The sequence below is a fragment of the Rhizobium sp. P1_B8 genome (assembly GCF_056406515.1).
Window position 1 is genome coordinate 517,547 of record NZ_JBFTZZ010000001.1, and the last position, 22,870, is coordinate 540,416.

Sequence of the window (22,870 nt, forward strand, 5' to 3'; positions counted from 1 at the left end):
ATGCGGGGAATGACAATCCGGGTCCCATCTGCTAGCGCCTGTGATGAGGAGACCTCATATGGACAGCAAGAGACCATTCGAGATTGCCGAATGCCAACAGGCCGCCAAGGGCCTGAAATCCAGCTGGCAGGACATGGCAGGCTCCGAAGCGCTGATCCGCGCCCTCGTTGCCGAACGCAATGGCGACAGGCCGCTGGCGCTGTTCTGGACCGAGGTTCACCGGGCGCTCTGCCAGGAAGCCAACGCTTTCTGACGATCGGCCTTCCCGAACGGCTCAGCCCTTTCTCCGCAATTTAGGCAGGCCACCCACGCCGGTCGGCAGGGAAATTCCACCGCCCTTCTGCCCTGCAAAACTGCCAATGAACACGTCTTCATTCATGTCGTGATTCGTTTTGGCGGCGAAAGGATCGGACGCTGCGTTCTGGATATATGGTTAAGAAATCCGCATTAATTAATGGATTTGTGCCAAAACGGTTGACGGGGCGTTTGCGGCAGGAGCAAGGGTGTTTGTGGAAACGGTTACACTCCTTACCTGTGCCTTCATTGGCTGCAGATTGTTTTCGACTGTCATCACCGATGTGTGAAATGGAATGACCGAAAAGCGCGTGCATCTGGTCTTCAAGACCCATCTCGATATCGGCTTTACCGACCATGCCGAGAAAGTCCGCCGGCAATATCACGAGCGCTTCATTCCGCAGGCGATCGAGACGGCCAAGCATTTTCATGCCGAAAATCCCGACGAGCCGAAATTCATCTGGACGACAGGCGCCTGGCTGATCTGGGACCATCTGAATTCGCGCTCGGCGGGAGAAGTCGCCGCGCTGGAGCAGGCGATCGAGCGCGGACTGATTCGCTGGCACGGCCTGCCGTTCACCACGCATACGGAGCTGATGTCGCCGGATCTCTTTCGGGCCGGGCTTTCCTATTCGCAGGAGCTCGACCGGCGTTTCGGCAAGGCGACGATCGCGGCAAAGATGACCGATGTGCCCGGCCATACGCTCGGCATGGTGCCGCTGCTTGCCGAGGCGGGCATCCGCTTCCTGCATCTCGGCGTCAATACGGCCTCACCGCCGCCCGATGCGCCCGAGATCTTCCGCTGGCGGGCGCCCGGCGGCGAGGAGGTGGTCGTCATGTACCAGCGCTCCTATGGCGAGACCTGTTTCCCCGATGGTTTGGACGATGGCCTGAGCTTTGCCCATACCAACGACAATATCGGGCCGCAGAGCGTGCCGCAGACGGCCGAGGCCTATCGCGAATTGCGCGCCCGTGAGCCGGATGCGATCATCCGCGCAGCAACGCTCGAGGATTACGGCGCCATTCTCTGGAGCGAGCGTGAGCGTTTTCCTGTGGTCGAGCTGGAACTCGGCGACAGCTGGATCCACGGCAGCGGCAGCGATCCGGTGAAGACGGCGCGGTTTCTCGCGCTGCAGCGGCTCTACGACCGTTTCGCGGCGGATGGTCTCGATGCGCGGCGTCTCGCCTTCGGGCGCGGACTGGCGATGGTGGCCGAGCATACCTGCGGCGTCGATATCAAGTCCTATCTGCGCGACGACAAGGCGTGGTCGCGGGCCGATTTCGAGGCCGCGCGCCGATCCGATTATCGCTTCGCCTATACCGAAGCCTCCTGGGACGAGCAGCGGGCCTATCTCGACCAGGCGGTCTCGGAGCTCGACGAGACGGACCGGAAGGCGGCCCAGGCCGTGCTCGCCGAACTCGCCACGCCTGCCGTCATCGAGGACGGTGGGCGGGAGCTCCGCTTGCAGGCCGGTGGCTGGTCGATCGCGCTCGACGGCGTGAGCGGCGATATTGCCGAAATTACCTCGCCTTCCGGCAGGACGATCACCGGCCGCGACGGCGCGCTGATCGCCTATCGATACGAGAGCTACGATGCCGGCGACATCAACCGTCACATGCAGACCTATCTGACTCATCGGCAGGAATGGGCAGTGCTCGACCATGACAAGCCGGGGCTTTCCCGGTCGGGGGCGGCACTTTCGAAGATTTTTCTGCCGGTGCTGGAAGCGACTGATGAGGCGGGCATCCTTCTGTCGATGCCGGTCGAGGCCGTGCAGAAATATGGCGCGCCGCCGCATGTGATGCTGCATTTCACCGCCGAGGGTGATCGTCTTGATCTGCGTCTGACGTTGCTTGACAAGCCGGCCAACCGTATGCCGGAGGCAAGCTTCCTCTCCTTCACGCCTGATCGTGCCGCGGAGTGGAATTTCCGCAAGATGGGCCTCTGGCATCGATCGGGGAATATTGCGACGAGCGGCGGCGGACAATTGCAGGCGGTGACATCGGCACGCGGTGCTCTTGCCGATGGTCCGCTGACAATCGAAACCTTCGATGCGCCGCTCGTTGCGCCGCAAGGCTCAGATTTCATGACGTTTTGCAGGACGTTGCCGGATTTCACCGCCGGCATCCGTTTCAATCTGCACAACAATAAATGGGGAACCAATTTCCCGATGTGGTGGCAGGGAGATTTTCAGGCGCGTTTCCGGTTAAGGCTCGACTGAGTCACCCCTAACGGGGATGCGATCCCGCGGGGATTTGCCGCTCGACCCGGTACGGATTGAGCCGTCCGGGCCGAGACAGGAAGCGGTTCAGCCGACGCTTGCCGATCGGCCGAGCCAGCCGGTGCATAGCGCTTCGGGCTGCCTCGGGCGAAACTTCAGTACTTCGCGACCGTCGGAAGAGGCCTTGGTGCGCTCCAGTGCATCGCGTTCGGCAACTGCCTGGCGCCAGTGTTCGTCGTCGCGGCCGTGAGGACGGCCCTGTTCCTCCCAGATCGCGTAAGCTCTTTTGCTGATCCATTCGTGGCGTCTATTGCTCATCTATCCATCCCACTCGTCTAAAGTATTATTCGGCAATTTTGTCCTGCAGAACCGGTGGCCGGCGTTTGGCTGCCATCAGCAGGTCGAGTTCGATCGAGGAGGGTCCGAAACGGGTGAAAAGACTTTCGGCCTGATCGCCATGCAGGCCATATTTGGAGGCGAATTCGTCAAGGCTATAGGGGCGGCCGCGCAGGATTCTGCTTCGGCGCTCCGGCTCATGGATTTGCGTCATTGGTGATAACCCCAGACTGTTTTGCGAATGTGAGAACAAAACAAATTACAGAGACAAAAGTTCCGTGAATTTTCAGGGTTTTTTCGCCTCGGCGTGCCATTCCGGAGCGATCTGAAGCGGCTGGCATAGATTTTTAAGAATGCGGGACGCTCAGAAAATTTCGCCTAAAACATGCAGAAATATCAGGGTGTTATGGAATTCGTTTCCGCAGCGGTTGATAAATGGGCTTTACCCCGGCGCGTTACTCTATAGAATCAATCGTGTTATTCGGTCCGCAGGGGCAAATATTCGTTCCCCGCGTTGATGCCGACCGATACCGGAGGACTTGGCTTCAATCCAACAAGAGGAGACAGACATGATGAATGCACTGCCGCCACTTCATAACGGCCACGCGCCGTTTACCCTCCAGCAGCTGTTTCGCGAAGCGCTCTATGCCTTTGAGGAATGGGACAGCGAATTGACCGAGCCGATCGTGACCCACGAAGGAAGGGTCATTCCAATCAGCTTCGTTTTCGAAGCCATGCGCGAATGCACCGACATTGTGCCGATGAACATTGTCGGCGCCGTCACTGAACGGCTGACCAAGCCGTGGGAGGGCGAAGGCCCGCTCGACCAGATGACCTTCTCGACGGCGGCGCGCGTCATGCGCGTGCTGGTGCGCAAGCGCCTTCTCGCCACCGGTGCCGTGGATCTCGTTGCCGTTTCGGCCCACGCGTCCGAAGACCAGAGCCGCGACTGACAGGATGAGGATCGCGGCCATGGCTGCGATCCTTTTCCGCTTCCTGGCGGAACCTCACCTATTCCCAACCGTTTAATTCGGCAGGCACGGCCCGCCGCTACAGCGCCGCTGTGGCACTTTGAATTGCCGCATAATTTTATCCTTAAATCGATCCCGATCTAAGGAATTATGCAGTCGTGACGGGCGAGGAATAAGTACCATGCTAAAATCCATCGTTCATGAAATCATCGGTACATCCAGGCGTGAGCCTGACCTTCCGCAATCGCTCGAGCAGTTTCGCGACAGGAAGCGGGTGCTGATCATCTTCGCCGATGCGCAAGACGACCGCGCGCTCATTCAGGACGAATGGCTGCGCAAGTCGCATATGCGCCTCATCGAAGAAGACGTCGAAGTGTTCAGCATCGCCGGCGGCGGCGCGTTTGCGCTGTTCGACGATGACTGGGAACTCGATGCCGACGATATTCGCGAGCGGCTGCAGGGGCCGCCGACCGGCGAGTTCGGGTTGATCCTGATCGGACGCGACGGAACCGTGAAGCTGCGCTCGAGCGAGCCAATGACCGCGGAGGATATCTTCGCGGCCTTCGAGATGTTGCCGAAGAAGACGCCTTGGTAGTGTTTCGAGATTCCGTTTGAAGCGGAGCGCGGTGGAGCATCCGCGCCCGCAGCTTTGCATGTTCAGAGTTCGAAGGCTTCCTTCAGGCCCAGACTCTTGCGTTCGCGCAGGTCGAGATCGGCCTCGATATGGGCGATATGATGCAGCATCAGCTGGCAGGCGCGGTCGAGTTCGTTGGCTTCGATCGCCGAGATGATGTCACCATGTTCGGAGTGGCCGCAGCTCGATGCGGTCGACTGCCCATAGAGCGCAATCACCAGCGAGGAGCGGGCGACGAGTTCCTCCATGAAGCGCTGCATGATCGAATTGCCTGATATGAGCGCCAGCGTCAGGTGAAAATCGCCCGATGCCTTGATTTCGGCGCGGCGCGCTGTCTGGCCGCGCTCGCTCATCAGACGGCCTTCTTCCAGCAGAAGCTGTCTCAGATGCGCGATGTCATCAGGCGTGATCCGCGCCGCGGCCTCGCGCAATATGCCGGGTTCGACCAGGCGGCGGGCGGAGAAGATCTGGCGAGCCTCTTCCGGGGAGGGATAGGCGACGAAGGCGCCGCGGTTCTTCTCGACGCTGACGAGGCCTTCATAGGACAGCGCCTGCAGGGCGGCGCGCGCAAGCGTGCGGCTGACGTTGAAGAGATTGCCGACATCGCTCTCGGAAAGCTTGGTGCCGGGCGACAGCCTGCGCTCGACAATGGCTTCGCGAATGGCATCGCGAATCTGTTGCGCGCCTGTTTCGGCGGAGTCTTCGGCTTGCTGGGCCTTGGCGGCGGATTTCATGAAAATCGATTTCCTGATGACGAGAAACCATATCCGTGTTCGCGGCAAAAGTTAAACGGAATTTGTGCCCGAAATGATGGCAATATTGTATACGATTTTCTGCACAAACTGTGCACGATAGCCTAAATCATGTGCAGATTTCGTTGTGCATATAATTTGCTCTCGCAAGTTTTGCGTTGAAAAAAAGCTGATTTCGCAATGGCTTGACGCGAACAATGGAGTTTGGCACGGCAGATGCATTGTCTTTTCCGAACAGGGGAAGGCATGATGTCGAAAGCGGCAGAGATCGATATAGTATCCGTTTCGAAGGTCTATGGCGCGACGACGGCGGTCCATGCGATCAGCCTGAAGATTCCGGCCGGCTCCTATTGCTGCTTCCTCGGCCCGTCGGGCTGCGGCAAGACCTCGACGCTGCGCATGATTGCCGGCCACGAGAGCATCTCGTCGGGCGATATCAGGCTTGGCAATGTCGTCGTCACCGATTTTCCGCCGGCCAGGCGCGGCACGGCAATGATGTTCCAGTCCTACGCATTGTTTCCACATCTCGACCTGATCGACAACGTCGCCTTCAGCCTGAAGATGAAGGGCGTCGACAGGCAGGAGCGGCAGGCCAAGGCGCTCGAGATGCTGAAGCTGATGCAGATGGAGGCCTATGCCAACCGGCGTCCGGCCCAGCTTTCCGGCGGCCAGCAGCAGCGCGTGGCGTTGGCGCGCGCGCTGATCACCGATCCGGAAGCGCTGCTGCTCGACGAGCCGCTGTCGGCGCTCGATCCGTTCCTGAAGATCCGCATGCGCGCCGAACTCAAGAAGCTGCAGAAGTCGCTCGGCATCACTTTCGTGCACGTTACCCATAGCCAAGAAGAGGCGATGGCGCTCGCCGACGTCATCGTCATCATGAATGATGGCCGGATCGAGCAGGCGGCCGCCCCGCGCGAGGTCTTCGAACGGCCGGCGACTGCCTTCGTCGCGCGCTTCATGGGCGACCACAATGTGCTGTCCGGCCGGGTGACATCGAGCGAGAACGGCGTGCTCGTCATGACCGTGCCGGAAGGTCAGAGCTTTTCCGTGCGCGGGACGGGCAGGGAGGTCGGCGAGCCGGTCGACATCGGCATCCGCACCGACCGCGTCCGCCTGCAGGTGGCGACCGAATGGACGCTCGGCTTCGACGGCATCGTCTCCAACATCGAATATCGCGGCTCTTCCGTGAAGATCACCGTTATCGGCGCGGGAAGCGACGATTTCACCGTCATTGCCGACGACGGCGACTATTTCGCCCGGCCGGTTGCCGTTGGCGACACCGTCTCGCTCAGCTGGGCGCTCGAAGATGCCGTGCTTCTCGGCCGCTCTTCCGCATGAGCCATTACCACCAAAAACACTGAACCTTCCATCCAAGAAAAGGGGAACTGACATGACGACTGAAACGACATCGACCAAAGCGGAGAAGGGACTTTCCCGTCGCACGCTGCTGAAGACGGGTGCTGCCGCCGTCGGCGCCATCGCCGGCTCCGGCGCCATCACCGGCTTTCCCACAATCTGGGCGCAGACGAACATCACGCTTCGCCAGTTCGGCACCGGCGTTTCGAACATCAATGCCATCGCCGAGAAGTGCAAGGCCGATCTTGGCATCACGCTGGAGATGACGGCAACCGATTCCGACGCCGCCGCCCAGCGCGCCGTCACCCAGCCCGACAGCTATGACATTGCCGACATCGAATACTGGATCGCCAAGAAGGTGTTCCCGACCGGCGTCATGCAGCCGATGGACGTCAAGAAGCTGAAATATTACGACAAGATCGTGCCGCTGTTCATCAACGGCAAGCTGAAGCCGGAAAGCGTCATCGCCCAGGGTACGGCGCCGCACACGGTCGGCTTCGTCGAGGCGCAGGGTTCCAAGAAGTTCGCCAAGGAGCCGACGCAGTGGATGACGATGGTTCCGACCATCTACAACGCCGATACGCTTGGTATTCGCCCCGACCTCACCGGCCGTCCGATCACCAGCTGGGCCGATATTCTCGATCCGGCCTTCAAGGGCAAAACCGCGATCCTCAACATCCCGTCGATCGGCATCATGGATGCGGCGATGATCATGGAAGCCTCCGGCAAGATCAAATATGCCGACAAGGGCAACATGACGAAGGAAGAAATCGACAAGACGATCGACTTCCTGATCAAGACCAAGGGTGACGGTCAGTTCCGTGCCTTCTGGAAGTCGTTCGACGAAAGCGTCAACCTGATGGCCTCGGGCGAAGTCGTCATCCAATCGATGTGGTCGCCGGCCGTCGCCGCTGTCCGTTCGAAGGGCATCGCCTGCACCTTCCAGCCGCTCAAGGAAGGCTATCGCGCCTGGGGCGGCGGTCTCGGCCTTGCCTCGCACCTCAAGGGCGCGCAGCTCGATGCCGCCTATGAATACATCAACTGGTACACGTCGGGCTGGGTCGGCGGCTACCTCAACCGCCAGGGTTACTATTCCGCCTGCATGGACACCGCCAAGGAATTCATGTCGGCCGACGAATGGGGCTACTGGATCGAGGGCAAGCCGGCGCAGGGCGATATCCTGTCTCCCGAGGGCAAGGTGATGGAGAAGGCCGGCGCCGTTCGCGACGGCGGTTCCTTCGAAGCCCGCATGGGCGCGGTTGCCTGCTGGAACTCCGTCATGGACGAGGACCGCTACATGGTCCGTCGCTGGAACGAGTTCATCGCTGCCTGATCTCCGCAGAGAGGGTGGAGAGCCACTGTCTTTGGCGATGCTCAAGACGTGGCTTCGCTCCGCCCACTCACCTGCCCTTCGGGCATCTGACCGGGGTCGACCCACGGGTCTCGACCCGTCCTTTGGACCCCCGCTGGGGAGAAGAGGGAGTTCGCGGTTTGGCCGCGAGACGAAACTGAGGTGCGCGGTGGCTTAGGTGCCGCCGCGATTCTCTTCTCCTCGGCGGGGAGAAGGTGCCGGCAGGCGGACGAGGGGCGGGGCACGAGCCCTCGGTCGTCACGCTTGACAATGAGACAACGGAGAACCGGATCATGGCGACCATCGCGGCGGAAACGGAGGAGGACGGCCAAGGCGCGCGCGGCGGGCGCGGACTGAGGCTTTCCCCATCGGCGATATCCTATCTCCAGGCGACGCCGCTGTTCGTCATTCTCGGCTTCTTCTTCCTGCTGCCGATCGCCATGATCGGCGTCGTCAGCTTCTGGGACTACGATTTTGCCGGTCTCTATCCCGATTTCCTGACAATGAACTACACCGACACGCTCGGTTCGTGGGTGACGTGGAAGACCTATCTTAACACCTTGAAATTCACTGCGATTGTCTGGTCGCTGACGCTCGTCATCGGCTTCTGGGTCGCCTATTTCTTGGCCTTCCACATTCGCAAGACTTCGACGCAGATGATCCTCTTCCTCGTCTGCACCGTGCCGTTCATGACGTCGAACATCATCCGCATGATCTCGTGGATCCCGGTGCTCGGGCGCAACGGCCTGGTCAATTCGACGCTGATCAATATGGGTATCATCCCCAAGCCGATCGAATGGCTGCTCTATTCCGATTTCGCTGTCGTGCTCGCCATGGTGCATCTCTATACGCTGTTCATGGTGACGCCGATCTTCAACACGCTGATGCGTATCGACCGATCGTTGTTCGAGGCGGCGCGCGATGCCGGCGCCTCCGGCTGGCAGGTGCTGTGGAATGTCGTCATCCCGCTTGCCAAGCCCGGCATGGCGATCGGCACGATCTTCGTCGTCACGCTTGTCATGGCTGATTTTTCGACGGTGCAGGTGATGTCCGGCGGCCAGAGCGCCTCGGTGGCACTGATGATGAAGAACCAGATGTCGCTCCTGCAATATCCGGCGGCTGCCGCCAATGCCGTGGTGCTGCTTGCCGTCGTGCTCCTGATGGTCGCGGCCATCCTGCGTGTCGTCGACATCCGCAAGGAGCTTTGAGATGAACCACGAAAAACGCGGCCTGGAATTCTACCTGCTGGCGATCTTCTTCATCATCTTCGTGCTGTTCCTTTACGGCCCGCTTTCGGCGATCCTGATCCTCTCCTTCCAGGGGCCGGATGGCGGCCTGACTTTCCCGATGAACGGTGTTTCCACGCACTGGTTCTTCAACCTGTTCGAGAAGCAGGCGGTCGGCGATTTCGGCGCTTCTTTCCGCCGCTCCTTCACCCTCGGGCTGATGGTGATGGTGGTGACTGTCGTCGTCTCGCTGCTCGCCGGCCTTGCCTTCCGCCGCCGCTTCCGTGGTTCCACCGCGCTGTTCTACGCCACAGTTGCCAGCCTCGTCGTGCCGTCGATCATCATCTCGCTCGGCATCGGCGTCGTCTTCCAGGAGGGAGGGCTGAAGCCTGCCTGGTATTCGTCGGCCCTCGGTGCGCATCTGACCTGGACGCTGCCGTTCGGCGTGCTGATCATGTTTGCCGTCTTCAACCGCTTCTCGCCGGCCTATGAAGAGGCGGCGCGTGACCTTGGCGCCAGCTCCTGGCAGACGTTCCGCCATGTCGTGCTGCCGATGATCGCGCCGAGCCTGGTCGGCGTCGGCCTGTTCGGCTTCACGCTTTCCTATGACGAATTCGCCCGCACGCTGATGACGTCAGGCACCTACAATACGCTGCCGCTCGAAATCTACGGCATGACCACCAACGTCACGACGCCGGTGCTCTATGCGCTCGGCACGGTGACGACGCTGTTCTCCTTCACCATCATTCTCGTCGCACTCGGCATCATGACGATGCTCAGCCGGCGGCAGGCAAAGATAAACTGACATGCGCATCCTCATCGTCAATCCCAACACCACGGCCTCCATGACCGAGAAGGCCGCGACCGCCGCGCGTGCGGTGGCCGCATCCGGCACGGAGATCATCGCCGCCACCTCGCGCATGGGACCGGTCTCCATCGAAGGACATTACGACGGTGCGCTGGCGATCCCCGGTCTGCTCGCCGAACTCAGGGACCGGCAGCCGGCGGGTTATGATGCGGCCGTGATCGCCTGCTTCGATGATACCGGGCTCGAAGCGGCACGAACCTTCGCCGATGTGCCGATCCTCGGGCTTTGCGAATCCGCGGTGGTGACGGCGGGCTTTCTGGCGCAGCGCTTCACCGTGGTGACGACGCTGGAGCGGTCGCGGGTGCTGATCGACAATCTGGTGCGCCGCTACGGCATGGGCGACCGCGCCAAGGTACGCGCCTCCGACATTCCGGTGCTCGAGCTGGAAGATGCGGCCTCCGGCGCGATCGGCAAGCTCAGGGCCGAGATCGAGCGGGCGCTTTCGGAAGACGGCGCCGAGGCGATCGTACTCGGTTGCGCCGGCATGACCGATCTGGCCCGTGAGCTGCAGGAGATCTACGGCGTGCCTGTCGTCGATGGCGTCGCCGCCGCCGTCAAGCAGGCCGAAGCGCTGGTGTCGCTCGGACTTTGCACCAGCAAGCGCGGCTCCTACGCCTCGCCGCTTCCGAAACCCTTCACCGGGGCGATGAGCGCGTTCTCGCCGATCCTGAAGGTCGGCTGACCGATGTCCGTTTCCTTCGATTTCGAGCAGCTCACCGAGCGCCAACGCTACAAGCTGATGATCGGCACGATCATTCCGCGGCCGATTGCGCTGGTGACGACGGTCGACGAGAATGGCCGGATCAACGCCGCGCCCTTCAGTTTCTTCAACTGCCTGTCGGCCGATCCGCCGATCCTTGCGATCGGGGTCGAGAACAATGCCGACATGTCGTTCAAGGACACCGGCCACAATATCCGCATGACCGAGGTGTTCACGGTCAATATCGTCTCCTTCGCGATCGCTGAAGCGATGCATGTCTGCGGCGCCAAATATCCGCGCGGCGTCGACGAGCTGAAGGAAGCCGGCCTGACGGCGATGCCGGGCGAGAAGGTGGCCTCGCCCTTTATCGCCGAGGCGCCGGCCGCCTTCGAATGCCGGCGGCATGTGACGTTGGAGCTTGGCCGCTCGCGGCAGATCATCATGGGCGAGATCGTCTATGCGCATTACCGCGACGGGGTCGTCGATCCGGAACGGCTGCATGTCGATCCGGCCGCCGTCGATGCCATTGCGAGGCTCGGCGGCGATACCTGCGCCACCATCCGCGACCGTTTCGAGATGTTGACGCCGAAGCTCTGACATAGAGCATTTCGGTTTTCTTCGCGCCACGAAAATGCTCTATCTCTTTGTCTTCGCGCAATTCCGGACGCAAAACCGCTGCGCACTCTTGCTGGAATTGCTCCAGGGATAGGCCCAAGTTTTTGCTTTACTTTTTCGGCTCCCGCGAGAATGGTCGGCTACGGTTCATCGCGGCAGAGGAGCGCTTTACCCATGACAATCGACGACGATCTCAGCCGCATCGCGGAGCAGGAGAAAGTCCTGAGCTTCGACGCTTTCGACCTGACGACGGCATGGCAGCTCGGCAAGCTCCTGCAGGAACTCGCCACCGAGCGCGGCCTCGGCATCGCGATCGACGTGACCCTGCATTCGATGCCGGTCTTCTATGCGGCACTCCCAGGTGTCACGCCCGACAACGTCAACTGGGTGCGTCGCAAGCGCAATATGGTGCTGCGTTATTTCCGCAGCAGCTACGCCTCCGGCCTGAAGCTGCAGAAGGACGGCAAGACGGTCGAGGATAACGGGCTTTCCGGCGCCGACTATGCGCCGCATGGCGGCAGTTTCCCGATCAACGTCAAGGGCACCGGTTGCATCGGCGCCGTCACCGTCTCGGGACTGCCGCAGCGCGACGACCATAATCTCGCGGTCGAGGCGCTGGCGCTGATGCTGGCGAAGGATCTGGATACGCTCCGGCTCGCTCCGCTCCTCTGATACGTCCCGCCGTAATTTTGACAGAAAAAAGCCATGAAAACTGCAAATTTGCGCCGCCGTGCCGGTGACGCGGGCTTGTCGTGCGGCTAAGCTGCGGCATCGCACTCCTCATCTTACCCGGGACGCCATGATCCGCTTGTTTCTTGCGCTTGCCGCCACCATCGGCTTCGGTCTTTTGCTTGCCTCCTGCAACACGCTTTCCAAGGAGGAATGCGTCGCCGCCGACTGGCGGGTGATCGGCGAGAGCGACGGCGCGACGGGCTACGAGCCGCAACAGCGCTTCGCCGCACATGCGAAATCCTGCGAGCGCGTCAAGATCGTGCCCGATCAGACGATCTGGTTTCAGGGATATCAGGCCGGTCTCGTGCGCTATTGCACGCCGCTCAGCGGGCTTGCGCGCGGCCAGGCGGGCAGCGGCTACGCCAATGTCTGCCCGCCCGAGACCGCGCCGGGCTTCCTGCGCGGCTTCAACCTCGGCAGCAAGCAGCACGAATTGCAGGCGCGGCTCAGCTCGATGCAGAGCGATTATAGCAATAAGGAAACTGATATCGACGAGCTTTCCGACAAGCTGAGGGATGCCAAGGACGGCGACCGTTCGGAATTGCGCCGGCGGATCGAGGATCTCGAAGACGACATGCACGACATCCGCCGCGACCAGCGCGACGTGCAGGACGATCTCGACCGTGTCAACGAGGATGTCGAGTGGTTCCAGCGGAACCCGAGTGCCGAACTGCCGGCGCCGGGTTACTGATCCTTACAGCGCCGCGCGTCTATTTAGAGCATGATGTCGTCCGAAAACCGCTCGCACTTTTCGGCACCATGCTCTGCTTCAGAGCTTCCCGCCGGCCTCGGCGATGCCCTTGGTCAGGCTGCCGGTCGCCGGGAAGAGCGGGATGAGGCAGGCCTGCAGGGCGTGATAGATATCGCCCTTGCCGGGGAACAGTGAGTGTGAGGGGACGAGATCTTCCGTCAGCTCCTCGTGCCAGCCGCCATTCTTGTGATCGATGAAGGCGCGTTCGATCACGTTCCAGATCTTGCGGTAGCTCTCTTCGTGGTAATCGCTCGGCAGGTGCTCGTTGAGGAAATGCGCGGCGGCCGCACCCTCGCAGGCCGGCCACCAGAGCTTGTTGCGCTTGGCGGGCTTGTCGTCCCAATCGAGCGTATAGAAGAAGCCGCCCTTGTCGTTATCCCAGCCGAGCGCCATGGATTGCGCAAAGAGCGCCTTGGCCGCATCCGGCATCCATTCGATGCGTTTGCCGCCGAGCGCCCAGAGCTGCAGGATGAGGCGGGCCCATTCCAGCCAGTGGCCGGGCGTCGTGCCGGCCGGGCGGAACATTTCGTTCGGATGATAATACGTCTTGTCGAGATTCCATTCGGCGTCGAAATGCTCGGCGACGCGCCAGTCAACCGAACCGGCGGCGCGGCGGATGACGAGATCGGCGATGCTTTCGGCCTTGGTCAGATAGTCCCGGTCGCCGGTGGCTTCGAAGGCCGCCATCAGCGCTTCGGTCAGGTGCATGTTGGAGTTCTGGCCGCGATAGGCGCCGCCGTCGAGCGGCTGCCAGTCGGCGGTGAATTCCTCGGCAATCGCGCCGTGCTTCGCTTCCCAGAACTTCGTATTCAGGATCTCGGTGATGTCATCAAGCATGCCGTCGGCAAGCGGATGGCCGATCGTCTTTGCGGCTGAGGCCGCGAGCAGCACGAAAGCATGGCCATAGCCCTGCTTGTTGGAATCGACGGGACCGTTATTGTCGAGGGACCAGAAATAGCCGCCATTTTTCCGGTCGCGATGATGATTCCAGATATAGTCCATGCCGTGGTCGACGACATCGGCAGCACCAGGACGGCCGAGCAGGGCGCCGATCGAGAAGCAATGCACGGCGCGCGCGGCGATATGGATGCCGCGAACCTGGCCCTCGGCGTCGAGCGGCCCGCCTTGGTCGTCGAGATCGTAGAAACCGCCCTTGGGGTTGACCGAATTGTGCTGGAAGAAATCGAAAAGACCGTTCGCCTGGGTCAGCAGCCAGTCGCGATGATAGGCGCGGGTCGTCCAGTTTCCAAGCGCGGCGTTGCCGGTTGCGGGTGCCATGATGCTCCTCCGATTTCGTGCACAAGCGTCGCAAACGCCTATATAGAGGTCGGGCAAGCCTGTCATCTGGCTAGCGCATCGTGCTTTCCGAAAATCGAATTTCGGAAAACACGATGCGCAGATTCAAACTGCTACAGCGTCCTTTGCGCGTCTTAAAAGACGCGCGGCGCTGTAGACTTGCAACGCACGAAATCGCCAGGCATATATTGACATAAAGATATCTTTATGTGATTTGGAAGTCTGGTCTTATGACGTCAAGGAGCCCTCCCGTGTTTGACAATCTCTTTGGTCCGGAAACGGGCAAGCGTGACGGCAGTGAAGTGTTCGCAGCTTTGAAACAAGCCGCGAGCGAACGCATCCTTGTTCTCGACGGCGCCATGGGCACGCAGATCCAGGGGCTCGGCTATGACGAAGACCAGTTTCGCGGAACGCGCTTCATCGGCTGCGCCTGTCACCAGAAGGGCAATAACGACCTTCTGATCCTGACCCAGCCGGATGCGATCGAAGAGATCCATTACAGATACGCCAAGGCCGGCGCCGACATTCTCGAGACCAACACCTTCTCCTCGACCCGCATCGCGCAGGCCGATTACGAGATGGAAGGTGCGGTCTATGACCTCAACAAGGAAGGTGCCGAGATCGTGCGCCGGGCGGCACTGCGCGCCGAGCGCGAGGACGGCCGCCGCCGCTTCGTCGCCGGCGCCATCGGGCCGACCAACCGCACCGCCTCGATCTCGCCCGACGTCAACAATCCGGGTTTCCGCGCCGTCACCTTCGACGATCTGCGTTCCGCTTATGGCGAGCAGATCGACGGGCTGATCGACGGCGGCGCCGACATCATCCTCATCGAGACGATCTTCGACACGCTGAACGCCAAGGCGGCGATCTTCGCTTGCGAGGAGCGCTTCGAGGCCAAGGGCGTGCGCCTGCCCGTGATGATCTCGGGCACGATCACCGACCTTTCCGGCCGCACGCTGTCTGGCCAGACGCCATCGGCCTTCTGGAATTCCGTGCGCCACGCCAATCCCTTCACGATCGGGCTCAATTGCGCGCTCGGCGCCAATGCGATGCGTCCGCACCTGCAGGAGCTTTCGGGTGTTGCCGACACCTTCATCTGCGCCTATCCGAATGCCGGCCTGCCGAACGAATTCGGCCAGTATGACGAAACGCCGGAGCTGATGGCGGCGCAGATCGACAGCTTCGCCCGCGAGGGCCTGGTCAATATCGTCGGCGGCTGCTGCGGCTCGACGCCGGAGCATATCAAGGCGATCGCCGAGACCGTTGCCAAGTACAAGCCGCGGCCGATTCCCGAGCATCGACCCTTCATGTCGCTGTCGGGTCTCGAACCCTTCGAACTGACGAAGGACATTCCCTTCGTCAATGTCGGCGAGCGCACCAACGTCACCGGCTCGGCCCGCTTCCGCAAACTGATCACCAACGCCGATTTCACCGCAGCGCTCGATGTCGCCCGCGACCAGGTCGAGAACGGGGCGCAGGTGATCGACATCAACATGGACGAGGGGCTGATCGATTCCGAAAAGGCGATGGTCGAGTTCCTCAACCTGATCGCCGCCGAGCCTGACATCGCCCGTGTGCCTGTCATGATCGACTCGTCGAAGTTCTCGATCATCGAATCCGGCCTGAAGCGCGTCCAGGGCAAGCCGATCGTCAACTCGATCTCGCTGAAGGAAGGCGAGGAGAACTTCCTCGCCCAGGCGCGGCTGCTGCACAATTACGGTGCCGCCGTCGTCGTCATGGCCTTCGATGAGACGGGGCAAGCGGACAGCTACGAGCGCAAGGTGGATATCTGCACGCGCGCCTACAAGCTGCTGACCGAGAAGATCGGCTACCCGCCCGAGGACATCATCTTCGATCCGAACATCTTCGCGGTCGCCACCGGCATCGAAGAGCACAATAATTACGGCGTCGATTTCATCGAGGCGACTCGGACGATCCGCGAGCGCATGCCGCTGGTGCATATTTCGGGCGGCGTCTCCAACCTGTCCTTCTCGTTCCGCGGCAACGAGCCGGTGCGCGAGGCGATGCATGCCGTGTTCCTCTACCACGCCATCCAGGCTGGCATGGACATGGGCATCGTCAATGCCGGCCAGCTTGCCGTCTACGACAATATCGATCCCGAACTGCGCCAGGCCTGCGAGGACGTGGTGCTGAACCGCCGCCCCGACGGCACCGAGCGGCTGCTCGAAGTGGCCGAGCGTTTCCGTGGCGCCGGTGCCAGGGAAGGCCGTGTCCAGGATCTCTCCTGGCGCGAATGGAGCGTCGAGAAGCGTCTCGAACACGCGCTGGTCAACGGCATCACCGAATATATCGAGGCCGATACCGAAGAGGCGCGCCAGCAGGCCGCCCGGCCGCTGCACGTCATCGAGGGGCCGCTGATGGCCGGCATGAATGTCGTCGGCGACCTTTTCGGCTCGGGCAAGATGTTCCTGCCGCAGGTGGTCAAGTCGGCGCGCGTGATGAAGCAGGCGGTGGCCGTGCTGCTGCCCTACATGGAAGAGGAAAAGCGCCTCAACGGCGGCGATGAACGCCGGTCGGCCGGCAAGATCCTGATGGCGACGGTCAAGGGCGACGTGCACGATATCGGCAAGAACATTGTTGGCGTCGTGCTTGCCTGCAACAATTACGAGATCGTCGACCTCGGCGTCATGGTGCCGGCGACGAAGATCCTCGAAACGGCCATTGCCGAAAAGGTCGACGTCATCGGCCTTTCCGGCCTGATCACGCCGTCGCTTGACGAGATGGTGCATGTTGCCGCCGAGATGGAGCGGCAGGGTTTCGAGATCCCGCTTTTGATCGGCGGGGCGACGACCAGCCGCGTGCATACGGCCGTGAAGATCCATCCGGGCTACAACAAGGGACAGACGGTCTACGTCACCGATGCGAGCCGCGCCGTCGGCGTTGTTTCGGCGCTGCTGTCGCCGGAGACCCGGCAGAACTATGTCGACGATATAAGAGCCGAATATGCCAAGGTGGCGGCCGCCCATGCGCGCAGCGAGGCCGAGAAAGTGCGCCTGCCGTTGCCCCGGGCTCGCGAGAATGCCCACAAGATCGACTGGTCTGCCTACCAGCCGGTGAAGCCGCAATTTTTCGGCACGCGGGTGTTCGAGGATTACGATCTGGCCGAGCTTGCCAAATACATCGACTGGACGCCGTTCTTCCAGACTTGGGAACTGCGCGGTCGTTACCCCGCCATTCTGGAAGACGAGAAGCAGGGCGAGGCAGCCCGCGCGCTCTGGGCGGATGCGCAGGCCATGCTCAAGAAGATCATCGACGAAAAGTGGTTCCGTCCGCGCGCCGTCATCGGCTTCTGGCCGGCCGGCGCCGTCGGCGACGATATCCAGTTGTTCACGGACGAGAGCCGGAAACAGGAGCTTGAGACCTTCTATACGCTGCGCCAGCAGCTTTCGAAGCGGGACGGGCGGCCGAACGTGGCGCTCTCCGACTTCGTCGCGCCTGTCACAAGCGGTGTTCAGGATTATGTTGGCGGCTTCGTGGTGACGGCGGGTATCGAGGAAATCGCCATCGCCGAGCGTTTCGAACGGGCGAACGACGATTATTCGTCGATCCTCGTCAAGGCGTTGGCCGACCGCTTCGCTGAAGCTTTTGCCGAGCGCATGCATGAGCAGGTGCGACGCGAATACTGGGGCTATGCCAAGGACGAGACGCTCAGCAAGGAGGATCTCATCACCGAAGCCTATGCCGGCATCCGCCCGGCGCCCGGTTATCCCGCCCAGCCTGACCACACCGAAAAGGCAACGCTGTTCAAGCTGCTCGACGCTGAAAAGGCGGCCGGCGTGAAGCTGACGGAGAGCTATGCGATGTGGCCGGGCTCCTCGGTCTCCGGCCTCTATATCGGCCATCCCGACTCCTATTATTTCGGCGTCGCCAAGGTGGAGCGCGATCAGGTGGAAGACTATGCGGCCCGCAAGGGTATGGAGGTCTCCGAAGTCGAGCGCTGGCTCGGACCGGTGCTGAACTACGTGCCGCGCAAGGTCGAAACCGAGATCGAGGATGCGGCGTAACCAGCCGTTTGGCGTCGTCCGCTGATAAAGTGATTCAAGAAATGATGGAGCCGGAAAGTGATTCACTTTCCGGCTCCATGCTTTTGAAAATCAAGAAGATTATTCCTTGGAGCCGATGCTGTCGGCTTTGCGGTTCAAGTCACCGCGATCGTCAACTCCGCGACGAAATCATAGGCGTCGCCGCGATAGAGCGAGCGGGTGAATTCGACGGCGCGGCCGGAGCCGAGATAGGAGATACGCTCGATCGACAGGCCGGCCGCACCCACGGAGACGCCGAGAAGCTGGGCGTCGGCTTCCTTCATGTTGGTCGCCGAGATGCGCTGCACGGCGCGCACCGGGCGAACCTGGAGGCGTTCGAGTTCGGCATAGAGTGAATTGGTGACGGCTGAGGGATCGGGCAGGAATTCGCCGGAAACGCTAGCGTTCTCGATCGCCAGCGGCTGGTCGTCGGCGATGCGCAGGCGGGAGAGGCGCGAAACCTTGACGTCGGTACCGAGGCCAAGGATCATCATCTCGTCGGGCGAGGGGGTGTGGATGCCCTTGTGCAGCCATTCGGAGCGGGAGGACATGCCGCGGCGCGCCATATCCTCAGTAAAGGAGGTGAGCTGCGACAGGCGTTGCTCGACCTTGGAGACCGGCTTGGCGACGAAGGTGCCCGAGCCGTGGCGGCGCACCAGCAGGCCGTCGGCGACAAGATCGTCGATCGCCTTTCGCACGGTGACGCGGCTGACGGCGGCGAATTCGGCGATGTCGCGTTCCGGCGGCAGCGCATCGCCGTGGCCGAGCGTGCCGGTGCGCACGGCCTCTTCGAGCATGCGGCGCAGCTTGACGTAGAGTGGGCCGGTGCCGGCAGCCTGCAGGCGCTCCAGGGACAGGATGGTAGCGAGGTCGTCGCTCATGCCGCACCTCTCTGTCGATCGTTCAGGAGCTTCACCGCAAGTTCCACTGCGCCGTGCAAGGCATCGTTCTTCGGTCTGGCAAGCCGCGGCCTGTAGCGTTCGGAAAGCCAGGGTTCATAGGCTTCGGCAAGACCTCCGAGCAGGCAGATCGACGGGCATTCGGGCCAGAGCAGCGCGTCGAGGCTTTCCCCGATTGCCGTTGCGGCATCCGTGACGATGCCGACCGCGACGGCATCGCCCTTGGCCGCATGTTGGAAGACGATCGGTGCGTAGCCGGCAAAGTCCTTCGGTCTTGCCGAATGCGCGAATTCGACGATGCGCTCCGGATCATTGCCATATTCGGTCATGACAGCTTCGGTGATCGGCGATGCCGGGCGCACTCCGTCATGGGCCAGCAGCGATCGTTCCAGGAGGTCGCGGCCGAGGCGGGCGCCGCTTGCCTGGTCGCCGACGACGAAACCCCAGCCGCCGATGCCATTCAGTCGGCCATCCCTACGGGCGTTATAGACCGAGCCGGTGCCGAAGGCGCCGACGATGCCGTCGGCATCGCCGAGCGCGCCCTGCAGCGCGATCAGCGCATCGGTGACGACGCGGCCTTCGGCGAAGGGCAGGGCCTTTTCGATTCGCCTGCCGTAATCCCCGACATTGGCGCCTGCGACGCCGACGACGGCTGCGACGAAGGAAATGGTTTCTGCAGCAAGCCCGGCATCGCGCAGCGCCTGCCGGGCGGATTCAACGATATTGAGAAGAGAGTTTTCGAGATCCGACAGAATGTTGGCAGGGCCTGATTTGCCGCGGCCGATGATATTGCCGTTTCTGTCCGCGACCGCGGCTCGGCAGCTTGTTCCGCCGCCGTCTATGCCGATTGCAAGCTCCGTCATCGGGCCTCCGAATATGCCGTTCCCCATGTTTTTTAATACAATACCAAAAAAATACCATTTACCAAGTGGGAATGAAGGAGAAAATCAATCTTTTTATCATATTGATTTTGCTTGATAAAATTTTTTAATGAATTTTTGGCAGCGAAAAAGTTAAATTCGGCTGGACAATTGGTATTTTTTTGGCCTTAATTCGATCAAAGGGAACAGCGTTTCGAAGCCCACGAAAACCGGCAGTAAAGCCAAGCCGGAACCGCTTCGAGGATGATTGCAAGGACACCTGCCGGCCCGTGTGGCCAGTGGTTGAGTTCAGGCATCCATCGGCTTTCCCTCGTCATTTCGCCACGCCCGGTGCAGGCCACCGGGAAGGCGCGCACTTCCGGCCGCAGGCGATCCGCCTTTGCGTCCACGAGCTTTCGGGGCCGGCAGTCGCTGGCGGTCCTCCAAGGGGCATTGGGGTGTTTCCTCAGACACGCCAATTGCTTGTTTCAGATCGAAAAACGGCGCCTTCGGCGCCTGACAACAGGAGAGGGAAATGAAAAACACTGCTCTGAAAAGCTTGCTGCTTGCCTCTAGCCTGCTGACGCCGGCAGGTCTCGTCCATGCCGCCGACGTCACGCTGACGCTCGAAAGCTGGCGTAACGACGACCTGCAGATCTGGCAGGAAAAGATCATTCCGGCGTTCGAAGCCAAGAACCCGGGCATCAAGATCGTCTTCTCGCCGACCGCGCCGACCGAATACAATGCTTCGCTGAACGCCAAGCTCGATGCCGGTTCCGCAGGCGACATCATCACCTGCCGTCCGTTCACCTCGCTCGAGCTCTTCAACAAGAAACAGCTTGTCGACATCACCAGTCTGCCGGGCATGGAGAACTTCTCTCCGGTCGCCAAGGCCGCCTGGGCGACCGACGATGGCAAGTCGACCTTCTGCGTGCCGATGGCATCGGTCATCCACGGTTTCATCTACAACAAGGATGCCTTCGATAAGCTCGGCATCTCCGTGCCGAAGACGCAGGACGAGTTCTACGCAGCGCTCGACAAGATCAAGGCCGACGGCACCTACATCCCGCTCGCCATGGGCACCAAGGATCTCTGGGAGGCCGCCACCATGGGCTACCAGAATATCGGCCCGAACTACTGGAAGGGTGAGGAAGGCCGTAAGGCCTTGATCGAAGGCAAGCAGAAGCTGACCGACGCCGAATGGGTCAAGCCCTATGAAGAGCTTGCCAAGTGGAAGCCCTATCTCGGCGACGGTTTCGAAGCCCAGACCTATTCGGACAGCCAGAATCTCTTCACGCTCGGCCGTGCCGCCATCTACCCGGCCGGTTCGTGGGAAATCTCGCTGTTCAACAGCCAGGCGCAGTTCAAGATGGGCGCCTTCCCGCCGCCGGTTCCGAAGGCCGGTGACACCGGCTACATCTCCGACCATCCGGACATCGGCGTCGCCTTGAACGCGAAGAGCACACATGCCGAGGAAGCCAAGAAGTTCCTCAGTTGGGTTGCTTCGCCTGAGTTCGCCGACATCTATGCGAACTCGCTGCCGGGCTTCTTCAGCCTGAACTCCACCCCGGTCAAGATGTCCGATCCGCTCGCTCAGGAGTTCGTCTCCTGGCGCGGCCCGTACAAGTCGACCATGCGCTCGACCTATCAGATCCTGTCGCGCGGCACGCCGAACCTCGAAAACGAGACCTGGGTCGAATCGGCCAATGTGATCAACGGCACGGATACGCCTGCGGTTGCTGCCGAAAAACTCCAGAAGGGCCTCGACAGCTGGTACAAGCCGGCCAAGTGATGTGATCAGGGGCGGCGTTTGCCGCCCCTCGTCCGGCCTGCTGGCCACCTTCTCCCGCTTGCGGGGAGAAGGAGACTCGCAGCGACCTCCCAGCCCGACATGGCATTTCAGCAGGGCACGTTCCTTCTCCCCGCAGCCGGAGAGAAGGGCAGGGTGAGGCGCAATGTTTTCCATCTGTGCTGCGCCTTGCGGCCAGTCGACAAGAACAGGCAAAAGCCATGAGCGAAACCGACAACGCGGTCGATATCGTCCCGATCAGGCGCCCGGTGCGCTGGCACATCTTCGTCTTCATGCTGCCGGCCCTGATCGTCTATTCCGCCGTCATGGTGCTGCCCCTTATCGAAACGCTCCGGTTGTCGCTCTACAATACGGTCGACGGGCAGCCGGCCTTCGTCGGACTGGCGAATTTCAAGGTGCTGTTCGGCGATGCGCGCTGGGCGCGCGATTTCTGGAATGCCCTTGTCAATAACCTGATCTTCTTTGCCATCCACATGTGCGTGCAGAACCCGATAGGCGTGGCGCTTGCCGCCCTGCTTTCGGTGCCGAAGCTGCGCGGCGTTGCCTTCTACCGCACGGCGATGTTTCTGCCGACGCTCCTGTCCTTCGTCATCGTTGGCTTCATCTGGAAGCTCATCCTCTCGCCGATCTGGGGTGTGGCGCCCTGGATGCTCGATCTCATCGGCTTGAAATTCCTGTTCGCGCCCTGGCTCGGTAAGTCCGGATCGGCGCTGATCGCGGTGTCGCTGATCTCGAACTGGCAATATATCGGCATTCCGATGATGCTGATCTATGCCGCACTGCTCAGCATCCCCGAAGAGGTGATCGAGGCGGCCGAATGCGACGGCATCACCGGCTGGGCCCAATTCTGGAAAATCAAGCTGCCGCTCATCCTGCCGGCGATCGGCATTATCTCGATCCTGACTTTCGTCGGCAATTTCAACGCCTTCGACCTGATCTATACCGTGCAGGGGGCGCTTGCCGGGCCAGACATGTCGACCGACATTCTCGGCACGCTGCTCTACCGCACCTTCTTCGGTTTCCAGCTTCAGCTCGGCGACCGCTCGATGGGCGCGACCATCGCCACGGTGATGTTCCTCATCATTCTCGCCGGCGTCTCGCTTTATCTGTTCGTCATCCAGCGGCGCATGCGTCGCTACCAGTTCTGAGGAGCG

General features: G+C 61.3%; 21 protein-coding genes. 15 read left to right on the forward strand and 6 right to left on the reverse strand.

Translation table 11 applies throughout. From position 1 onward, the window contains the following. Positions 1-58: 58 nt before the first annotated feature. On the forward strand, positions 59-253 hold the full coding sequence (locus AC1D2N_RS02465; RefSeq protein WP_112904230.1) for a hypothetical protein: 195 nt from the start codon (positions 59-61) through the stop codon (positions 251-253). Positions 254-590: 337 nt separating this feature from the next. Beyond that, on the forward strand, positions 591-2,516 hold the full coding sequence (locus AC1D2N_RS02470) for a DUF5054 domain-containing protein (RefSeq protein WP_130729281.1): 1,926 nt from the start codon (positions 591-593) through the stop codon (positions 2,514-2,516). An 87-nt stretch (positions 2,517-2,603) separates the two neighbouring features. Here the strand turns inward: AC1D2N_RS02470 and AC1D2N_RS02475 are convergent, their stop codons facing one another. Together AC1D2N_RS02475 and AC1D2N_RS02480 are read right to left on the reverse strand one after the other, a co-directional pair. Beyond that, positions 2,604-2,834, reverse strand: coding sequence for a DUF2934 domain-containing protein (locus AC1D2N_RS02475; protein ID WP_018446600.1), 231 nt, complete (start codon positions 2,832-2,834; stop codon positions 2,604-2,606). A 25-nt stretch (positions 2,835-2,859) separates the two neighbouring features. Then, entirely contained in the window at positions 2,860-3,066 is a 207-nt protein-coding gene (locus AC1D2N_RS02480) for a hypothetical protein (RefSeq protein ID WP_018242926.1), read from the reverse strand. 355 nt (positions 3,067-3,421) lie between these two features. On the opposite strand from AC1D2N_RS02480, the gene AC1D2N_RS02485 reads away from it, so the two are divergent. Both AC1D2N_RS02485 and AC1D2N_RS02490 read left to right on the forward strand, forming a co-directional pair. After that, a complete protein-coding gene (locus tag AC1D2N_RS02485) occupies positions 3,422-3,805 on the forward strand; it encodes a BRA0787 family protein (RefSeq protein ID WP_018446599.1) in 384 nt (127 codons plus the stop codon). 199 nt (positions 3,806-4,004) lie between these two features. Continuing rightward, positions 4,005-4,418: a DUF4174 domain-containing protein gene (locus AC1D2N_RS02490; protein WP_018446598.1), complete on the forward strand. Its 414-nt coding sequence runs from the start codon at positions 4,005-4,007 to the stop codon at positions 4,416-4,418. 62 nt (positions 4,419-4,480) lie between these two features. On the opposite strand, the gene AC1D2N_RS02495 is transcribed toward AC1D2N_RS02490, so the two are convergent. Continuing rightward, complete coding sequence (locus tag AC1D2N_RS02495) at positions 4,481-5,191, reverse strand: GntR family transcriptional regulator (RefSeq protein ID WP_018242923.1); 711 nt, start codon at positions 5,189-5,191, stop codon at positions 4,481-4,483. 267 nt (positions 5,192-5,458) lie between these two features. Between AC1D2N_RS02495 and AC1D2N_RS02500 the strand changes: the two genes are divergently transcribed. The 8 genes from AC1D2N_RS02500 to AC1D2N_RS02535 all read left to right on the forward strand — a co-directional run bounded on the left by AC1D2N_RS02500 (position 5,459) and on the right by AC1D2N_RS02535 (position 12,748). After that, complete coding sequence (locus tag AC1D2N_RS02500; RefSeq protein WP_065276129.1) at positions 5,459-6,547, forward strand: ABC transporter ATP-binding protein; 1,089 nt, start codon at positions 5,459-5,461, stop codon at positions 6,545-6,547. A gap of 52 nt (positions 6,548-6,599) precedes the next feature. Beyond that, positions 6,600-7,898, forward strand: coding sequence for an ABC transporter substrate-binding protein (locus AC1D2N_RS02505; protein ID WP_018074083.1), 1,299 nt, complete (start codon positions 6,600-6,602; stop codon positions 7,896-7,898). A gap of 311 nt (positions 7,899-8,209) precedes the next feature. Beyond that, entirely contained in the window at positions 8,210-9,124 is a 915-nt protein-coding gene (locus AC1D2N_RS02510) for an ABC transporter permease (RefSeq protein WP_018242921.1), read from the forward strand. Position 9,125: 1 nt separating this feature from the next. Then, positions 9,126-9,947, forward strand: a complete 822-nt coding sequence (locus AC1D2N_RS02515; RefSeq protein WP_477980666.1) for an ABC transporter permease — start codon at positions 9,126-9,128, stop codon at positions 9,945-9,947. A 1-nt stretch (position 9,948) separates the two neighbouring features. Beyond that, on the forward strand, positions 9,949-10,692 hold the full coding sequence (locus tag AC1D2N_RS02520; protein WP_018446595.1) for an aspartate/glutamate racemase family protein: 744 nt from the start codon (positions 9,949-9,951) through the stop codon (positions 10,690-10,692). Between the two features lie 3 nt (positions 10,693-10,695). Beyond that, positions 10,696-11,307 (forward strand): flavin reductase family protein, encoded by a 612-nt coding sequence (locus AC1D2N_RS02525; protein ID WP_028732875.1) that lies wholly within the window; start codon positions 10,696-10,698, stop codon positions 11,305-11,307. Positions 11,308-11,499: 192 nt separating this feature from the next. After that, a complete protein-coding gene (locus AC1D2N_RS02530) occupies positions 11,500-11,997 on the forward strand; it encodes a heme-degrading domain-containing protein (RefSeq protein WP_130729279.1) in 498 nt (165 codons plus the stop codon). 127 nt (positions 11,998-12,124) lie between these two features. Further along, the gene (locus tag AC1D2N_RS02535) at positions 12,125-12,748 is read left to right on the forward strand and encodes a DUF2799 domain-containing protein (protein WP_130729278.1); all 624 of its coding nucleotides are present in this window, start codon (positions 12,125-12,127) and stop codon (positions 12,746-12,748) included. A 78-nt stretch (positions 12,749-12,826) separates the two neighbouring features. Here AC1D2N_RS02535 and AC1D2N_RS02540 read toward each other — a convergent pair whose 3' ends face one another. Further along, positions 12,827-14,086, reverse strand: a complete 1,260-nt coding sequence (locus AC1D2N_RS02540) for an AGE family epimerase/isomerase (RefSeq protein WP_028732873.1) — start codon at positions 14,084-14,086, stop codon at positions 12,827-12,829. Between the two features lie 269 nt (positions 14,087-14,355). Between AC1D2N_RS02540 and metH the strand changes: the two genes are divergently transcribed. Continuing rightward, on the forward strand, positions 14,356-18,129 hold the full coding sequence (gene metH, locus AC1D2N_RS02545; RefSeq protein WP_047623440.1) for a methionine synthase: 3,774 nt from the start codon (positions 14,356-14,358) through the stop codon (positions 18,127-18,129). Between the two features lie 134 nt (positions 18,130-18,263). Here the strand turns inward: metH and AC1D2N_RS02550 are convergent, their stop codons facing one another. Continuing rightward, on the reverse strand, positions 18,264-19,028 hold the full coding sequence (locus tag AC1D2N_RS02550) for a GntR family transcriptional regulator (protein ID WP_018242914.1): 765 nt from the start codon (positions 19,026-19,028) through the stop codon (positions 18,264-18,266). Further along, complete coding sequence (locus AC1D2N_RS02555) at positions 19,025-19,909, reverse strand: glucosamine kinase nucleotide-binding domain-containing protein (RefSeq protein WP_047623439.1); 885 nt, start codon at positions 19,907-19,909, stop codon at positions 19,025-19,027. The genes AC1D2N_RS02550 and AC1D2N_RS02555 overlap by 4 nt, the downstream gene beginning before the upstream one ends. 532 nt (positions 19,910-20,441) lie before the next feature. Here AC1D2N_RS02555 and AC1D2N_RS02560 point away from each other — a divergent pair. Then, positions 20,442-21,698, forward strand: a complete 1,257-nt coding sequence (locus AC1D2N_RS02560) for an ABC transporter substrate-binding protein (protein WP_018242912.1) — start codon at positions 20,442-20,444, stop codon at positions 21,696-21,698. A 218-nt stretch (positions 21,699-21,916) separates the two neighbouring features. Then, positions 21,917-22,864, forward strand: a complete 948-nt coding sequence (locus AC1D2N_RS02565; RefSeq protein WP_018242910.1) for a carbohydrate ABC transporter permease — start codon at positions 21,917-21,919, stop codon at positions 22,862-22,864. Positions 22,865-22,870: the final 6 nt, after the last annotated feature.

Bases quoted from the DNA above. Each gene is read 5' to 3' on its own strand.
- AC1D2N_RS02465 (WP_112904230.1), top strand. From the start codon at position 59: ATGGACAGCAAGAGACCATTCGAGATTGCCGAATGCCAACAGGCCGCC.
- AC1D2N_RS02470 (WP_130729281.1), top strand. From the start codon at position 591: ATGACCGAAAAGCGCGTGCATCTGGTCTTCAAGACCCATCTCGATATC.
- AC1D2N_RS02475 (WP_018446600.1), bottom strand. From the start codon at position 2,834: ATGAGCAATAGACGCCACGAATGGATCAGCAAAAGAGCTTACGCGATC.
- AC1D2N_RS02480 (WP_018242926.1), bottom strand. From the start codon at position 3,066: ATGACGCAAATCCATGAGCCGGAGCGCCGAAGCAGAATCCTGCGCGGC.
- AC1D2N_RS02485 (WP_018446599.1), top strand. From the start codon at position 3,422: ATGATGAATGCACTGCCGCCACTTCATAACGGCCACGCGCCGTTTACC.
- AC1D2N_RS02490 (WP_018446598.1), top strand. From the start codon at position 4,005: ATGCTAAAATCCATCGTTCATGAAATCATCGGTACATCCAGGCGTGAG.
- AC1D2N_RS02495 (WP_018242923.1), bottom strand. From the start codon at position 5,191: ATGAAATCCGCCGCCAAGGCCCAGCAAGCCGAAGACTCCGCCGAAACA.
- AC1D2N_RS02500 (WP_065276129.1), top strand. From the start codon at position 5,459: ATGTCGAAAGCGGCAGAGATCGATATAGTATCCGTTTCGAAGGTCTAT.
- AC1D2N_RS02505 (WP_018074083.1), top strand. From the start codon at position 6,600: ATGACGACTGAAACGACATCGACCAAAGCGGAGAAGGGACTTTCCCGT.
- AC1D2N_RS02510 (WP_018242921.1), top strand. From the start codon at position 8,210: ATGGCGACCATCGCGGCGGAAACGGAGGAGGACGGCCAAGGCGCGCGC.
- AC1D2N_RS02515 (WP_477980666.1), top strand. From the start codon at position 9,126: ATGAACCACGAAAAACGCGGCCTGGAATTCTACCTGCTGGCGATCTTC.
- AC1D2N_RS02520 (WP_018446595.1), top strand. From the start codon at position 9,949: ATGCGCATCCTCATCGTCAATCCCAACACCACGGCCTCCATGACCGAG.
- AC1D2N_RS02525 (WP_028732875.1), top strand. From the start codon at position 10,696: ATGTCCGTTTCCTTCGATTTCGAGCAGCTCACCGAGCGCCAACGCTAC.
- AC1D2N_RS02530 (WP_130729279.1), top strand. From the start codon at position 11,500: ATGACAATCGACGACGATCTCAGCCGCATCGCGGAGCAGGAGAAAGTC.
- AC1D2N_RS02535 (WP_130729278.1), top strand. From the start codon at position 12,125: ATGATCCGCTTGTTTCTTGCGCTTGCCGCCACCATCGGCTTCGGTCTT.
- AC1D2N_RS02540 (WP_028732873.1), bottom strand. From the start codon at position 14,086: ATGGCACCCGCAACCGGCAACGCCGCGCTTGGAAACTGGACGACCCGC.
- AC1D2N_RS02550 (WP_018242914.1), bottom strand. From the start codon at position 19,028: ATGAGCGACGACCTCGCTACCATCCTGTCCCTGGAGCGCCTGCAGGCT.
- AC1D2N_RS02555 (WP_047623439.1), bottom strand. From the start codon at position 19,909: ATGACGGAGCTTGCAATCGGCATAGACGGCGGCGGAACAAGCTGCCGA.
- AC1D2N_RS02560 (WP_018242912.1), top strand. From the start codon at position 20,442: ATGAAAAACACTGCTCTGAAAAGCTTGCTGCTTGCCTCTAGCCTGCTG.
- AC1D2N_RS02565 (WP_018242910.1), top strand. From the start codon at position 21,917: ATGAGCGAAACCGACAACGCGGTCGATATCGTCCCGATCAGGCGCCCG.